The following is a 15793-nucleotide window of genomic DNA, read 5'->3' on the forward strand; positions in this document are numbered from 1 at the left end:
TTAATCCTCCGACAGGGATGTCTTGGCGCGGTCGAAGACCGGCTTGAACAGGTAATTCATCATGGTGCGCTCACCGGTCTTGACGAACAATTCGGCCGGCATGCCGGACTGGATATCGAGTTTGTGCGAAGCGATCAGCTTGGCGCCTTCCGGTGTCACGCGGGCTTTGATCTTATAGTATGGCATGCCGGTACGCTCGTCGACGGTACGATCGGCCGAGACCTGGGTCACGATGCCGGGAATGTGCGGCGTCTTGTTGGTATTGAAGGCCGAGAAAATGAATTCGACCGGCAAGCCGACCTGCACCTTGTCGATCAGGTTGACCGGCAATTGGCCTTCGACCACCATCGCATCCGAGGTCGGCACGATATCCATCATGCGCGCGCCGGGGCCGATCACGCCGCCCTTGGTAAAGATCTGCAAGCCGACCACCACGCCATTGACCGGCGCCTTGACTTCGGCGTTGGCCAGGTCGAAATCCTGGGCCAGCATACGGCTGGCCAGGGCGCTGGTTTCCTTTTGCACGTCAGCGAGCTGGGTGCCGACTTCCTTCTGGTATTCCTGGGTGCGCACGATGCGGCGCAGGCTCAGTTCCATCAACTGGTTCTGGGCGCGGCTGATATTGCCGATATCTTCGGAAATGGTGCCTTGCACCGCCATGAAGGTGCGTTCCATTTCCAGCAGGCGCGAGCGCGGAATGTAGCCATCCTTGGCCAGTTCGCGCATGCCCTCGAGCTGCTCCTTGATGATCACGCCCTGGCTCTTTTTCGAGGCCATCGATTCCTGCAAGCCCTTGGTCTGCGCCTTCAGGCCGGCGGCGTTTTCTTCCAGCGCGGCCAGTTCGTTCTTCAGGCTGGTCTGGCGCGAGGCCATCAGCTGGGTCTGGGCTTCCATCGATTCCTTGGCGCGCGGGTCGTCCTTGTTATCGAGCAGTTCCTTGGGGAAGCTTGGCTGGCTCTTGCCGCCGCGCTCGGCTTGCAGGCGCGCTTCCGCCGCCAGCGCGCTGAAATACTGGGTGCGCGTCATTTCGATCGCGGAACGGGCCACGGTCGGATTGATGCGCACCAGCACCTGGCCAGCCTTGACCACGTCGCCATCCTTGACCAGGATGTCTTCCACAATGCCGCCGGTCAAATGCTGGACGGTCTTGCGGCTCGTTTCGGTGGCCACGGTGCCCGACATCGGCACGCCGCGGTCGAGCGGGGCGAACGAGGCCCACAGAATGAAGCCGAGCACGCCGACCAGCACGATGATCCAGCCCATGCGCGAGTATTTTTTCGAGTCGACGCTGGCGACCTCGGGCTCGACGTCGCGGACAACGACGTCGGTGACATTTCTGGTTTGAATGTTGCTCATGTTCTTATTCCTTTTCCGTTGTTACTGGCGCGCTTGCCTGGGCAGGCTGGGCCTGGCCCGGCTGGCCCGGCTGGCCCGGTGGCTGACCCGGCTGGCCCGCTTGCTGCTGGCGCTGCTGCTGTTGCTGCGCTTCCAGCATTTTCTGGTTCGCTTCCTGAATCGCCTGCAATACCTGGGCGGTCGGGCCGAACATCTGCACCGCGCCGTCACGCAACACCAGCAGCTTGGTCGAGACATTGATCGCGGCCGGACGGTGGGTAATGAGCACAATGGTCTTGCCGCGCTGACGCATGTCCTGGACCGCCTGCATCAGGGCGTGTTCGCCCTGGTCATCCAGGTTCGAGTTCGGTTCGTCGAGCACCAGCAGGGCCGGGTCGCCATACAGGGCGCGGGCCAGGCCCAGGCGCTGCTTCTGGCCGCCGGACAGGCCGGCGCCGCCGTCGCCGAGGACGGTATCGTAACCGTTCGGCATTTTCAGGATCATGTCATGCACGCCGGTGCGCTTGGCGGCCAGCACCACCTGCTCGGGATCGATCTCGCCGAAACGGGCGATGTTTTCGCTGACCGTGCCGCCAAACAGTTCAATATCCTGCGGCAGATAGCCGAGGTGAGGGCCGAGCTGGTCTTTGTTCCAGTGGTAGATATCGGCGCCATCGAGGCGCACCTTGCCGATCAGGGCCGGCCACACGCCGACCATCAGGCGCGCCAGGGTCGACTTGCCCGAACCGCTGGGGCCGACCACGCCGAGCACGTCGCCCGGAGCGATGGCGAAACTGACGCCTTTGAGCACAGGGTGGGTCGCGCCCGGAGGACCGGCGGTGATGTTGTCGATCAACAGGTTGCCGACCGGCGGCGGCAGGGGCATGCCTTCCTTGCGCTCTTCATTTTCTTCCAGCAAGGCGGTCAGGCGCTCGTAAGAACTGCGCACACCGGCCACCGATTTCCATACGGCGATCACTTGCTGCACCGGCGCCATGGCGCGGCCCACCAGGATCGAGGCGGCGATCATCATGCCCGGCGTCAGCTTGCCTTCGATGACCAGCAAGGCGCCAAAGCCGAGAATGAGCGATTGCAGCGAGGTTTGCACGAACTTCGTGATGGCGCCGACGGTGCCGGCTTTTTCACTGGCTTCAGCCTGCAACTGCAGGAATTTGCTGTGGACTTTGTACCAGCGCGCCTGCAACTGGGGCAGCATGCCCATCGCTTCGATGACTTCGGCGTTGCGCAGGTTGTTGGTGGCCAGGTTGCCGGCCACGATGGACATGGTGCTCGCTTCAGCCAGCGGCTTGTGCGAGACGCGCTCGTTGACGACCGCCAGGACCACCAGGATCGCGGTGCCGCCCAGGGCGAACCAGCCCAGCAGGGGCTGGAAGAAGAAAATCACGATCAGGTACAGCGGAAACCAGGGCGCGTCGAAGAAGGCAAACAGCGCACTGCCGGTAAGAAACTGGCGGATGTTGGTCAGGTCGCTCAAGGCCTGGCCGGCATTGCCGCCGGCCTTTTTCAGGTTGCGCTCGAACGCGGCGGTGTACACGCGTTTGTTCATCTTCATGTCGAAGCGCGCGCCGACCCGCACCAGGATCATGCTGCGCATGAATTCCAGGGCGCTCATGAGCACATAGGCGCCCAGCATGAGCAAGGTCAGCATCAGCAGGGTGATTTCGTTCTGGCTGGCCAGCACGCGGTCATACACCTGCAGCATGTACAGGGACGGCACCAGCATCAGCAAATTGGTGATCGCGCTGAACACGCCGATGGTATAGAAGGTGCCCTTGAACGCGAGCAGTGCCTGCCCAATTTCGTTCTGCTTGTCGAGAAGTTTTTTCATTAGAGACCAACACAATTCATTAGTAATTCACGAGGGGGACAGCGCGGACGGCGGCAACTTCCCGATCCTGGTGAGCGTCACGCCAGCCGCGTCAACGGCGGCACATCGGCAAGGGCGTCAGGATGTCAAAAAATCCGCTGGGAAATGTGATGTGGATCACAAGTTCGAAAGGTTAGCATAAAGGAGGTTTTTACACCAGAGAAGATTAACTGAACGCAGCATGAATGCCGCAGTCAAACCCGGCACGAACGGCGGGTCGATAAAAAAAGGCCAGGCGGTGAAGCCTGGCCTTTCGCTTGCATCGAACCACAGGCCGAAGCCTGCGGTTCTTTGCTACGTATAACTACAATTAAGCAGCGATGACGATCTGGCCGAGGTTCAGGCCGTTGAATGCAGCAACAGTACCGCCGTTGCCAGCCGCCAGGGCACCGTCAACACCAGCGCCAACCAGGTGGATGGTGGTGGTGGTTGCGCCGTTGACCGCGACGATATCGATGATGTTATCGCCAACAACTGCGTTGTTGGTGGTAACAACGCTGCCGGTGACGAAGTTCAGGACGTCGTTAGCTGCCAGGTTCGACACGTTAGCGGTGTAGGTACCGGTAGCGATGTTGAACTCATAGTTCAGCGTAGCTGCATCGAAGTTCGTGTTTCCGGCGCTAACTGCGACAGGCGTCGTCGTGTTGGTAACCAGCGAACCAGCACCGAAGAACGCGTTGAACAGGGCAACGGTGTTGACGGCGGCAGGCATCACTGCTGGCGCCTGGGTCTGCACGGTCACGCTGGAGGTCAGACCACCCAGCACGCCTTGCACAACCACGGTGTTGTCGCCAACGACGGTGTCGATCACGGTCACGACCGAACCTGGAGCAAACACCAGCTTGTCGCCAGCAGCGAAGTTGCTGACGATCGACGAGAAGTTCTGGTTAGCGGCGGTGAACGTCACATTGGTGTTGTTACCAGCGTTGTAGCCAGGAACGGTGTTGTTCAGGGCAACAGCGACGCTGGTCGTTGGCGTGGTCACGACTGGAGCGATGAAGCCCGAAGCGCCTTCGAACAGGTAATAGTTAGCAACCGACGAGTTGACGAAATTCGACTGGGTCAGACCGGCCCAGTTGTTTGCGCCAGTCAATACGGTCGAACCAACTGCACCACCGGTCGAGGCCAGATCGATCGTGCCTTCCAGAGTAACGGCTGCGTTTGCAGCACCGATCGCGTCAACGATCGAGTACACGGTACCAACGTGGGTGGTCGCATCAACAGCAACGTACACGTGGGTCTGTGCAGCAGCGTTGTCAGCGGTGTACAGGGCAGCGATTGCGGTCGTAGCCAGTGCAGCGCTAGCGAGCGTTGGCGTGCCGATCGTGATCGACTTGTTGGTCGTCAGGGCGCCGGTCAGGACATTACCACCGATAGCGGTGAAGTCCAGGTGATCGATACCTGCGCCGATGACGTCGAAGTTGACGATCGTGTCGTTGCCGAAACCAGCAGTGTAGACAACGGTTTCGTTATCCGAAATAGCGTAGTCAGCAACGGTAGGAGCCAGGATCTGAGCGCCAGCGTTCAGAGCTTCGTGGTTGCCCAGAGCGATAACGTCATTGCCCGAACCTGGGGTGATGATGTTGTCGCTGATTGCAACGCTTTCAGCGCCGGTCAGTTGACCCAGGGTGAACAGGCCAGCGTCGGTGTAAGCGGTGGCAAAGTTCGAAGCGTAGTCACCATTGGTGCCGTAGGTGGCCAGTGCATTGACCATTGCGGTGTAAACACTGCTGCCGTCAGCTGCTGGGCTGGTGATGCCGTAAGCGGCAGCAGCAGCGGCCAGGTCGCTGATCGACAGGGCGTTCAGCGCGCTGGTTGGAGCAACCAGACCAACGGTCAGGTCACCAACAACGTGCAGGCCGTCGGTCAGTGCGGTAACGGTCAGGGCGCCCGATGGGGAGTCCGTCGCGAGCAGCAGCTTGCTCAGCACCGGGCTGTCGGTGATGATTTTCTTGATAGCCTGGTTGATCTGCAGATCGGTCGTTTTGTACGAACCATCGGAGATCATCAGCGAGCTGGTGATACCTTTGTACGTGACGTTGACGGTCGTGTTGTACAGGAAGTAGCTGTCGTTGAAGTCCGAACGCATGTTGCCTACGAAACGGTCAGCAGGAGCCACGGTAACTTGGTCGGTCGTGTTGAACGCCCACACCGCGGTGGTCGGGGCAGCGACTGCACCAGTGCCAGGAACCGCAGGAACCGCAGGAGGACCAGGAAGAGCAGGGGTACCAGGAACGAACGGGGTGCCGTAAGCGCTGGTGTACAGGTTGGTCGCGCCGGTGTTTTCGCTGTAGATGGTGTCATCGCCAGCGCCGCCGTCGATGCGGGTGTCGCCATCGCCCAGTTTGCGGATGGTGTCGTTGCCGTCGCCGCCGCTGATGACGATGTTGTTGTTCAGATCCTGGTTGCTGTTCCAGAAGGTACCGCCACCAGCAACAGCAGGAACGATGCGCAGGGTCAGCGCGTCATTACCCGAGTTGCCGTTCAGGTTGAACGTGAAGTCTTCCAGACCGCTGATGATCTGGCTACGGCTGCCTGCAACGCCTGCGTCGAGGTCAACGACGATGGTGTCGTTGTTCAGGCCGCCGGTGTACGAGAAAGCAACGTTGTCAGCTGCCGAGTTCGATTGGGTATCGATCTTGTTGATGTACTTGGCAACCGAGCGGTCGGTGATGACAGCGGTCAGGGCCAGGTTACCGACCAGGGTCGATGCGTCGATCAGACGAACGTCGTGGAAGCCATACATGTCGCCGTGCTGCTTGCCACCGTTGGCGGTGTCGGTACCTGGCAGTGGGGTGTCCACGCCGAGGCCTGGCATGGTGACCTGGCCGCCGTTAGGAGCGGTACCAGCGGTAGCGACTGCTTTCAGGTTGGCATTGCCATTGACGTACAGGTCGCCTTTGGTGGCGCCGTTAACCAGGATAACTTCTTGCAGGAAGTTGTCGGTCGAGTTGATGGTTTGCAGGCGGCTGGTGCGCTCAACGGTGATTTCGAAACGCTCAACGCCTTTCGAGGTCGAGGTGTCGCCGATCGACAGGCCGCCGATGACCAGGTCGCCACCGTTCGAACCACGGCCCACGTCGTCCAGGATGACGGTGCTGGTGATTTTCGAAACGACGGAAGTTGGGTTGCCTTGCAGAATCGCGGTGTGCAGACCCGAATCAGGTGGAACTGCAGCTTCTGCAACCCAGCCCGAACCTTTTGGCAGGGTGATGGTGCCTGCGCCTGGGTTGGTGATAACGATTTCGTTACCGGTTTGTGCACGGCCGGTTTTGGTATCGGCAACAATGAATGCATCGCCGAGCTTGACCGTGAAGTTTTCGATGCCTGGGGTCAGCTTGATTGCTGCTTGCAGTGCGGTAACCAGTTCAGGGTAGGTCTGCGCCTGGTCGATTGCTTGCGAAGCGACTTTGATTGCCTTGCCGTTGAAGCTGAAGATGAAGCCGTTGTACGGATTGTCCAGCAGCTTGGCCAGGCCTTGATCGCTAGCGCGGGTATCCATCAGTTGCAGGCGCAGGGTGGCGCCCGACGCTGCTACCGGCGCTGCGCGCAGGGAGTGCTGGTCGAACAGGACGCCGAAGTCGACGTTACCGGCATCGGTTTGCACCATGGCGATGGTGATGTCTTTGGTGATCTGCGAGTCGAGGATACGGATATCTTCGATGACCAGATCAGCGCGGCTGTTGCTGTCTTCGAAACGGGTAACGCCTTCCATGCGCTCTGCGTCGATCTGGACTTCAACGGTGCGAACGGTGTTGTTGTCGGTTGCATCAGGGCCGATGGTCTGGGCGCTGATAACAACGTTTTCAACGCCGGTGGTTTCTGCACGGAAAGCGAACAGCTGCGACTTGCCCACGTCAGCGCGCAGGGTGTCGTTGCCGCCGCCAGCTTCGATGCGATCGCCGCCTTGCAGGGTGTTCTGGTTGTCGAAGATGGTGCCCTGGAAGATGTCGTTGGCATCGGTGCCGATCAGGGTATCACGCTGTTCGGTCAGGCGCTGGGTGGTGCCTGGGGTCGAGCCCAGAGCCAGGCTTGCCAGTACCGAGTTCACGGTTGCCTGGTAGACGGTTGCGTCGGTGTTGGCGTTAACGTTAGCCAGCAGCTTGCGTGCTTCGGCAGCGGCGAAGTTGCCGTCGTAGCCTTTGACTTCAGCTGCGGTGTCGATAGCGGCGGTGAAGGCGCTTGCGATAACAACTTTCTTGGCCACGGTCAGTGCGTCAGCACCTTTAGCGTCGATAGCGCCGGTCAGGATGTTGTAAGCAGCTGCGCCTTTGCTGACGACGCCGGTGTCGATCTGCTTGGTCCAGTAGGCTTGGCCTTCTGCATCAGGAGCGCGACCGAACAGGTTCAGGTAGACACCTTTCAGGAAGTCGCCGGTCGAGCCTGGGTACAGAGCTGCGGACTCGGCGCTGTTGCCGAAGTTGTCCATCAGCTGTTTCACAGCTGGGTTGGTGTTGTAAGCAACAGCCAGGCCAGCCGTGTCCGTAGGAGCTTTAGCAGCGGCCAGGGCTTCGGTCATGCTTTTCAGACCGGTCGAATCAGCTGGACGGCCAAAATAGGAGAGGTAAAGTTCTTGTGCTACTTTTGTGTACTCGGTTGCTACGGCCATGATTGATCCTTTAGTTGAACTTAGATATAACCAAATTTCTGCGGCCTGGCAGGGTTAGAAAACCCTCGCCTGAGCCCTTTTTTGCAGAACAGGGAGTATATTGCCACATCGTGGGGCGCGGGTTGTGATCACCGTCACAAATCGCGGTTTATTCCGCTTTTTTTCCGACTATTTGATGAATTTGTTTTGATACTGAACATGTTCCTGCCTGTTTCTTGAGCACCCGCCCCCGAATCGGGCAATATTCCTCCAGATTGGCTCCTGCCGCTTGAATGAGGAATCGGGGCAATATGCGCGGCCCGATTATGTCCGCCGGCATCCGGTTTTATCGAAAAGCGCGCCTGCCCCTCATCCGGGGCCGGCGCGGCGCCATGCAACATATATATGTCTATATATGCACGGGGCGCGCCGCGCGCACCGAAAAGAAAACGGCCGCCATGCCGGCAGCCGTTTTTCACAGATTATCGCCCCGCTACCGGCGCCGATTGCATGCGCGCCAGCGCAATGGCCTTACGACGGCATTAACGGGTCCAGCGCGCATAGCCCTGCGCGGTCCAGCCCTGCGCATTCCAGATTTCGCCATTAATGCTCTTGAAAATGAATTCCGCGCCATTGACCTTGTCGCCGCCGGTCAGGTAGCCCCTCAGGGCGGTGTTGGAGTCCGGGCCGTGGGCTAAAGTGCCGTTGGACCACACCTGACCGACGGCGCGCACCAGCAATTCGCCTTCATGGCTGCGCACCAGCATCTTGGTCTCGAAACTCTGGGCGCCGAAATTGACGTTCAGGCTGCCTTCCTTGATGGCGGCGGCCTGGGCGTCGCCGCCCTTGCGCGTCAGGCTGGCCGTGCCTTCGGCCAGCGCGAACGAGGCCTGCCCTTCGGACGGCAGGACCATTTTGGCGTCCAGCCGGCGCTTGATCGCATACGAGCCGACGAAGTAGCCGTCGTCATAGGCCGGGTTCTTCAATTTGGCGACCACCTCCGGGTCCGACACCGTTCCGGCGATGCGTTCCCAGCGCCCCCACAGCACTTCCGGGCCTTTCGGCACTTCCGGCACCGGCACTGGCACTGGCACCAAGACCACCGGCGGCACCGGCGGCAGCACAGGGACCAGCGGCGGCTTGCTGATCTGGTTGATGGCGTCTTTTTTGGCGTCCAGGTTGACCGTCGTGCCGGGCAAGGCCGGCACCGTCGTGGTGGGTCCGGCGACGCGTCCGCTCGGCTCGTCGCTGCGCGGCGGCACGGCCTGGTCCGGGCTGTTGCCCGGATTGTTCAGCAATTTCGGTACCAGTTGGCCCTTTTCGACCTGCAACAACATGCCCGGCTGGCCGGCGAACAGTTCGCGGCTGCTGCGCCCTTCGCACGGCCCGCCGCCTTCCGGCCCGCAAGCGCCGGCAAAGCCGGAGACCACCACGCCGCCGGAAACGACGGCGACGCGCGTGGTCAACTGGTCGGTCGAGACGATGAAGTCGGTGCCGCGCACGCCAATGGCCGCCACCGGCGTATTGAAGCGGTAGTTCTGGCGCGACAACTTGACGCCCTGGCCCGAAATGCTGCGCGCCACGCCGCTGAGCAGCTCGAGCTTGACCCGGGTATTGGCCGGATTGCCGGCGTCGATCTTGTAGGCGATGATGCGGGCACGGCTGTTCGGACGCAAAATCAGGAAACCGCCATCAACGGTCTTCATATACACGTAACCCTGGGCGCCGGTACTGAGCTCGTCGCCCTCCTGGACCGCCGAATCGAGCACGGCCGCCTTGCTGGCGACCTGCACCTCGCCGGTGACGAACACGATGCGCCCCGCCTCGGCGGCGCCAGCCTGCCCGGCGGCGGCGAACGACAGCGCCAGCGCGAGGGGCAGATAGCGGAATGTGGCAATGGATTGATTAAACATAAATTCTCCCTGATGCCGGATTATGCGCCCGCAAAACCCTTCAAAATGTGTTGCTCGTCACATTATTGCACAATGATACAAATCTGGGACGGTTCAGCAACATCTCTTGCGCCCTTTCCCGCCTATGATGAAGCTCCACACCCGTACGTACGCAACATTGCGTTGAGAGAAATGTTGCAAAAAATCTTGCTTTGGTAGCATTACGGTCGCTCTGGCGCTATACTTGCGTCATTTTCCAGGTCGCGCACCTGCGTCGGAAGCAACATTTCCGTCGGTCGGCGCGCCATACTCATTGGTCCACTTGCGCTCCTTCTCTCCTCCTCCCCTGCTGCACCTGTCGATTCCGTTGGCGGCGCTGATGCTCGCTGCCTGGGCGCAACTGCCGCGCGGGGCCTCGGGGCTCGACGCCGCCGACGAATGGCTGCGCGACCGTTTCGTGGTGGCGCAGGCGGTCGATACGCCCGAGTCGCGCATCCTGGTGGTCGATATCGACGAGACCAGCCTGGCCACGCATCCCTGGCCATGGTCGCGCGAGCGCCTTGCCGAGCTGGTGGAAACCCTGATCGGCGACGGCGCGCGCGCGGTCGCGCTCGACATTTTGCAAGGCGAGCCGGGCGACCCGGCCGGCGACATGCGCCTGGCCGTGCTGGCCGGGCAAGGCCCGCTGGTGCTGGCCCAGCTGTTCGACTACGAACAGCGCCCGCAAGCGCTGCGCTTCGGCCGCCCCGCCGGCGGCGCGCCGTCGGCTACGGCGGGCGCGGCCGTGCCGGCCTACGGCTTCATCGCCAACCATGCCGGGCTGGCGCAGGCGCCGCATGTGGGCAATATCGGGGTGCGCCCCGATTCCGACGGCGTGCTGCGCCGCGTCCCCATGTATACCTGGTTCGAGCAGCGCCGCTTCCCGACCCTCTCGCGCGCGCTGCTCGACTGCTGCGCCGCGCCCGCCGCGGCGCCGGCGCCGGACCAGCGCGACGGCTACCAGCGCGTGCCGTTCAGCCGCTCGCTCGACGCCTACACCGTGGCCAAGGCCGGCGAGATCCTCGACGGCCGGCTCGACCCGGCGATGGTGGCCGGGCGCCTGGTGCTGATCGGCTCGTCGTCCCTGAGCATCGGCGACCGCGTCGCCACCCCGCTCGGGCGTTCCAGCCCCGGCTTGCTGGTACACGCCTCGATGCTCACCACCCTGCTCGACCGGCAGGCCGGCCTGGCCCCGGCGCCCTGGCCCGCACGCCTGATGGCGCTGCTGTTCGCCAGCGTCGTCGCGGTGCTGGCCGGCTACACTTTCGCGCGCCTGTCGGCCGCCGTCAATGTGCTGATGCTGGCGGCAGCCTCGCTGACCTGGCTCATGCTGGCCTACGGCCTGTCGGCCCACGATCCCGATTTTTCGGTGAGCGGCCCGCTGCTGTCGATCGGGTTCTTGCTGGCGGTGGGCGTGCCCTTCCACTGGCAACTGGCCCAGTCCGGCTCGCGCCGCCTGCTCGACACCATGCGCCGCTACGTGGCCGGGGAAGTGGTCGATGAATTGCTGCGCAGCGGCCTGAAAGACCCGCTCGCCCCGCGCCAGCTGCAAGTGACCACCCTGATTGCCGACATGCAAGGCTACACTACCCAGGTCGAGGCGCTGCCGGTGGAAGAAGCGGCCAGGCTGACCACCGATTTTCTCGATTGCCTGACCCGGCCGGTGCTGGAAAACAAGGGTACGCTCGACAAATACACGGGCGACGGCCTGGTCGCCTTCTGGGGCGCGCCGATTCCGAACGAGCAGCACGCCGACCTGGCGCTGGACGCGGCCGCGCGCATCCTGCGCGAGGTCGCCATCCTGAGCGCGCGCCGGGTGCGCGCCGGCGGCCAGCCGCTGCGCGTGCGCATCGGCATCGAAAGCGGCCTGGCCATGGTGGGCGACTACGGCACCTCTTTCCGCAGCATTTATACGGCGGTCGGCGACAGCGTCAACACCGCCTCGCGCCTGGAACAGGCGGCGCGCGACTTCCCGCACGATGTGATCATCGGCCAGGGCACGGTCGGCTACGCCACGCGCCACCGCTTCCTCAGCCTGGGCCGGCATGCGCTGCGCGGCAAGGAGCATCCGATCGAACTGTTTACGCTGGAGGTGCCGGCATGAGGCGCCCGACCCTGGCGCTGTTGCTGGCGCTCGGCGCACTGGCCCCGGCGCGCGCCCAGCAGGGCGATGCGCCCGACACGGCGGCGGCGCCCGACACGGCGACGGCCGGGGCCCCGGCCGCGCTCAGCGACGAGCAGGCGGCCCAGGAAGAAAAACTCTACCTGGAAGCGCTGCGTTCGCTGTCCGAAGGGCGGCCCGACGAAGCGACCACCAAGCTTGGCCGCCTGCTGGAAAAGAACGCCCTGCACGCCGGGGCCTGGCTCGACCTGGCCATCAGCCATTGCGAACTGGGCAACAAGGCCGAGGCCGAGCGCCTGTTCGGGCAGATCGTGCAGCGTTTCCATCCGTCGGATGCGATCCTGGAACTGATCGCGCACTACCGCACCTCGGGCTGCAAGGGCCAGCGCGCCCATCCGCGCTCGATGTCGTTCAAGCTCGGTGCCGGCTACGACACCAACGTCAACCAGGGCTCGAGCAGCAGCGTGGTGCAGATCGGCGGCGCGGGCAATCTGAAAACCTACGATCTCGGCCCCGACTCGCTGCCGCGCGCCGATCATTTCAAGCTGCTCTCGGGCGACTTCAACCAGCCGCTCGGCAGCCGCGGCATGCTCTTGATCGCCCAGCTGCGCGCCTTGCGCTACAACCAGGTGAAAAGCCAGGACACCGATTCCGTCCTGCTGGGGCTGGAGAGCCCGTGGAGCGGCGCCGGCTGGACCGGGCGCGCCACCGCCGCCTACGGCCTGGTGCGGCTGGGCGAGGAACTGTATCAGCGCCAGGCCCAGGTGCTGCTGCGCGCCGTGCCGCCGGTCGACCTGGGCGAGTCGCTCGGCTGGTCGCTCAGCGCCGGCTACAGCAGCGCCATCTATCCGACCCGGCGCTATTACGATGCGCGCACGCTCGACCTGGGCACCAGCCTGGCGCTGCGCGGCAAGCAATCGACCGTGGTGCTCTCAAGCGGCCTGCTGGCCGACCGCGGCAAGCAGGCGCGTCCCGGCGGCGAGCGCGGCGGCTGGTATGGCGGTGCCAACCTGGTCGCGCTGATGGGCGAGAAAGCCATCGGCGAACTGGGCCTGTCGCGCCAGTCGTGGCGGGGCGAGCGCATCTATTCGAAGGATTTCATCGAAATCAAGCGCCATCAGGACACCACCCAGCTGCGCGCCAGCCTGCTGTTCCCGGTCGGCACCCACAGCGCCGTGCAGCTGGAAGTGCGGCGCACCTTCAATCGCGAGAACATTCCCCTGTTCCAGTACGACAGCCGTTGGTTCCAGTTCAGCTGGCGCACCGACAACTGGTAAGATACCGCTCCAGCACGTTTGCTGGCGCTGGTACGGGACATGCCGGCGCCGGCGGAACGACTGTTGATGTGGATAAGATGACTTGGGAATTGATTGTGTTTTTACTGGCCACGGCCGGCATCGTGGCGGGCTGCCTGGTACCGAACGCATGGCTGCCGCCATTGCCGAACGATAAGCTCATGCATTTCCTGGCGTTCGGCCTGCTCGCCCTGTTGCTGGCACGCATGGTTCCGGGCGGCTGGTTCCTGCAACTCTGCCTGCTGGGCTTGCTGGGCGCCGCCCTTCTCATCGAAATCCTGCAAAATTTAGTGCCCGGAAGAAAGTTTTGCTGGCGCGACATGGCGGCCAATGCCGCCGGCATCGCCACGGTGGCGCTGTGCGCGCCGCTCGCGCATGCCTATTTATGACGGAAACAGTGCATGAGTACAGATAATTTCATCGTTACCGCGACCAAGAACGGGGTCCCGCTGGGCCCCGAGGATGCCTCGGTGATGCCGGTGCCCAAGGATTCGCAAAACAAGGTCAGCGTCCAGATCCACCTGCGCAAGATTCCCTTGCTGGCCCAGCTGAGCGAGGATGAAATGCGCCAGGTCATGACCGACCTGCGCATCCGCACCTACGCCAAGCGCGACGTGGTGCTGCAAAAAGGGGCCAGCGGCGACAGCCTGCTGTTCTTGCTGTCGGGCCAGCTGCAAGTGATCGACGTGACCGAAGACGGGCGCGCGATCGGCCTGCGCATGCTCGCGCCGGGCGACTTCTTCGGCGAAATCGCCGTCATCAACGGCTCGACCCGCTCGGCCTCGGTGGTGGCCCTGAGTCCGGTGATGGTGGCGCTGCTGCCGCGCCTCACCGCCCTGCATCTGTTTTCCCATTCGCCGTCGGTGGCCAAGCACATGCTGCGCTTCCTGGCCGAAAAAGTGCAGCGCGACTCGCAATTTCGCGCGCTGCTGAGCATCCACAACACCGCCAAGCGCATCTACACCTTCCTCGAACTGATGAAGGAAAAGAAGGAAGGCGACGTGGAAGTGGTGGAAAACCTGCCGACCCACCAGGATATCGCCAACATGATCAACACCAGCCGCGAAACGGTGACCCGCACCCTGCTCGCACTGGTGCAGCAAGGCATCGTCGAAAAGGGCACGCACCGCCTGATCATCCTCAACCCGGCCGAGCTGCACAAGCTGGCGCAGAACTGAGGCGCACCAAGGCCTGGCGCGCTCGCGGCGGCGGCGGCGGCGCCAGCGTTGACTGGCTACCGCGAACTGAAATATTGTATACTGCGTATCGTTTTATCCGGTACATCAGGCGCAAGCGGCAGCGCGACGGCAGGCCAGCGCCATCGATGCGGGTCCACCGGGGCGCGTGTACCACGGCAGCCGAGCCATCCCCCTGCCCGACCAACCCGCAAGGAACCGCAGTGCCATGAACGACTCTTCTTCCCCCGCCGTCCAGCCTGCGCGCGTGTCGCCGGGGCGCGCCCGATTGCCGGCATGGCGCCGGCGCAGCCGGGGCGCGCGCCATCTGCTGCGCCTGCTGCTGGTGGCCCTGATCTTTACCGTCAGCCTGGTGCCGGCCCTGCCGAAACTGGCAGGCTGGCACAGCGCCAAAATTCCTCCGGTGGAAGAATTGCGTCCACTGGCGCCCTACCCGGCCACCTGGGAAGGCGGGCCCTTCGATACCGACAAGAATTACGCGCGCTTTGAAAAAGCCTTCGCCGATCAACTCGGCTTGCGCAGCCTGATGATCCGCGTCAAGAACGAAATCGACTACCGCCTGTTCCGTACCTCGCGCCGCGTGTATTACGGCAAAAACGGTGAACTGTACGGCCGCAGCATCGCCGAGGTCGAATTGCCGCTGACCGAGAAAATCCTCGGCACCCAGGCCGCACAGGACGCCGCCCACGAAGGCGTGCTGGGCCTGGCGGCGCACCTGCGCGCGGTGGGCGTCACCATGGTCCTGATGACGCCGGTCCAGAAACAGTATTTCACGCGCGAGCGCTTGCCCTTCTTCGCCCCGCGCGTGCCCGACGACTCGCATTTCATGCGCTTTTACCAGCGCCTGAAAAGCACGCCCGAAGTGCATTTTGTCGATGTCGTCGGCTTGATGCGCGCCAACGAGGACAAGTTCGCGCCGTTTTTCAAGCAGGATTTTCACTGGTCCGAACCGATGGCCATGAGCACGGCGGCCGACGCGGTGCGCGTGATCGCCGAACTGGAAGGCTCGCCCGTGCGCTGGCGCCACCGGCTCGAACTGGAAACCAAGCCCTTCGTCGGCGTCGAAATGCGCTTTGCCGGACGCCTGAACATGCACAAGGACGTGCTCGAGCCGCAACTGAAGACCACCTGGCCGGCGCTGCACCAGCGGCGCCAGTTCGATCCCGCCGCCACCGGCCTGGAATTCGATACCGCCAGCGTGGAGCGGGCCGACCTGCTGCCGCCGACCTGCATGTACGGCAACAGTTTCAGCGACGGCATGCTGGGCGCCGGCCTGATCGAGCATTTCCAGAAATTCACCAAGATCAGCCGTGCCCATGAGCTCAAAGAGGTCGCGCCGCTGATCGCGGGGCGCTGCACATACCTGATCGTCCAGGTGCTCGACATCCAGGCCGACCGCTGGGCGGCGTTCACCGTCAAACGCTGACACCACGACAGG

At 62.9% G+C, this 15793-nt stretch carries 9 protein-coding genes; 5 read left to right on the forward strand and 4 right to left on the reverse strand.

The genetic code is table 11. The features are described 5' to 3' along the window. The 4 genes from F1735_RS00545 to F1735_RS00560 form a co-directional block, all read right to left on the reverse strand. Window positions 1-1356, reverse strand: a complete 1356-nt coding sequence (locus F1735_RS00545; RefSeq protein WP_167235095.1) for an HlyD family type I secretion periplasmic adaptor subunit — start codon at window positions 1354-1356, stop codon at window positions 1-3. 4 nt (window positions 1357-1360) lie between these two features. After that, window positions 1361-3184 (reverse strand): type I secretion system permease/ATPase, encoded by a 1824-nt coding sequence (locus F1735_RS00550; RefSeq protein ID WP_167235096.1) that lies wholly within the window; start codon window positions 3182-3184, stop codon window positions 1361-1363. Between the two features lie 349 nt (window positions 3185-3533). Continuing rightward, window positions 3534-7832 (reverse strand): DUF4214 domain-containing protein, encoded by a 4299-nt coding sequence (locus F1735_RS00555; protein ID WP_167235097.1) that lies wholly within the window; start codon window positions 7830-7832, stop codon window positions 3534-3536. Window positions 7833-8353: 521 nt separating this feature from the next. Then, a complete protein-coding gene (locus F1735_RS00560) occupies window positions 8354-9724 on the reverse strand; it encodes a FecR family protein (protein WP_167235098.1) in 1371 nt (456 codons plus the stop codon). Between the two features lie 301 nt (window positions 9725-10025). Here F1735_RS00560 and F1735_RS00565 point away from each other — a divergent pair, with 301 nt between their 5' ends. The 5 genes from F1735_RS00565 to F1735_RS00585 all read left to right on the forward strand — a co-directional run bounded on the left by F1735_RS00565 (window position 10026) and on the right by F1735_RS00585 (window position 15781). Beyond that, on the forward strand, window positions 10026-11846 hold the full coding sequence (locus F1735_RS00565; protein ID WP_229505567.1) for a CHASE2 domain-containing protein: 1821 nt from the start codon (window positions 10026-10028) through the stop codon (window positions 11844-11846). After that, the gene (locus tag F1735_RS00570; RefSeq protein ID WP_167235099.1) at window positions 11843-13141 is read left to right on the forward strand and encodes a tetratricopeptide repeat protein; all 1299 of its coding nucleotides are present in this window, start codon (window positions 11843-11845) and stop codon (window positions 13139-13141) included. Before F1735_RS00565 ends, F1735_RS00570 begins: the two co-directional genes overlap by 4 nt. A gap of 77 nt (window positions 13142-13218) precedes the next feature. Beyond that, window positions 13219-13548, forward strand: a complete 330-nt coding sequence (locus F1735_RS00575) for a VanZ family protein (RefSeq protein ID WP_167235129.1) — start codon at window positions 13219-13221, stop codon at window positions 13546-13548. Between the two features lie 12 nt (window positions 13549-13560). Next, a complete protein-coding gene (locus F1735_RS00580; RefSeq protein WP_229505568.1) occupies window positions 13561-14337 on the forward strand; it encodes a Crp/Fnr family transcriptional regulator in 777 nt (258 codons plus the stop codon). 226 nt (window positions 14338-14563) lie between these two features. Beyond that, a complete protein-coding gene (locus F1735_RS00585; protein WP_167235100.1) occupies window positions 14564-15781 on the forward strand; it encodes an alginate O-acetyltransferase AlgX-related protein in 1218 nt (405 codons plus the stop codon). Window positions 15782-15793: the final 12 nt, after the last annotated feature.

It is taken from the genome of Massilia genomosp. 1 (genome assembly GCF_011682185.1).
Lineage (GTDB): Bacteria > Pseudomonadota > Gammaproteobacteria > Burkholderiales > Burkholderiaceae_D > Telluria_A > Telluria_A rubra.

Coding starts and splice junctions, on each gene's coding strand:
- F1735_RS00560 (WP_167235098.1), bottom strand. CDS start 9,724: ATGTTTAATCAATCCATTGCCACATTCCGCTATCTGCCCCTCGCGCTG.
- F1735_RS00545 (WP_167235095.1), bottom strand. CDS start 1,356: ATGAGCAACATTCAAACCAGAAATGTCACCGACGTCGTTGTCCGCGAC.
- F1735_RS00585 (WP_167235100.1), top strand. CDS start 14,564: ATGAACGACTCTTCTTCCCCCGCCGTCCAGCCTGCGCGCGTGTCGCCG.
- F1735_RS00580 (WP_229505568.1), top strand. CDS start 13,561: ATGAGTACAGATAATTTCATCGTTACCGCGACCAAGAACGGGGTCCCG.
- F1735_RS00575 (WP_167235129.1), top strand. CDS start 13,219: ATGACTTGGGAATTGATTGTGTTTTTACTGGCCACGGCCGGCATCGTG.
- F1735_RS00555 (WP_167235097.1), bottom strand. CDS start 7,832: ATGGCCGTAGCAACCGAGTACACAAAAGTAGCACAAGAACTTTACCTC.
- F1735_RS00550 (WP_167235096.1), bottom strand. CDS start 3,184: ATGAAAAAACTTCTCGACAAGCAGAACGAAATTGGGCAGGCACTGCTC.
- F1735_RS00570 (WP_167235099.1), top strand. CDS start 11,843: ATGAGGCGCCCGACCCTGGCGCTGTTGCTGGCGCTCGGCGCACTGGCC.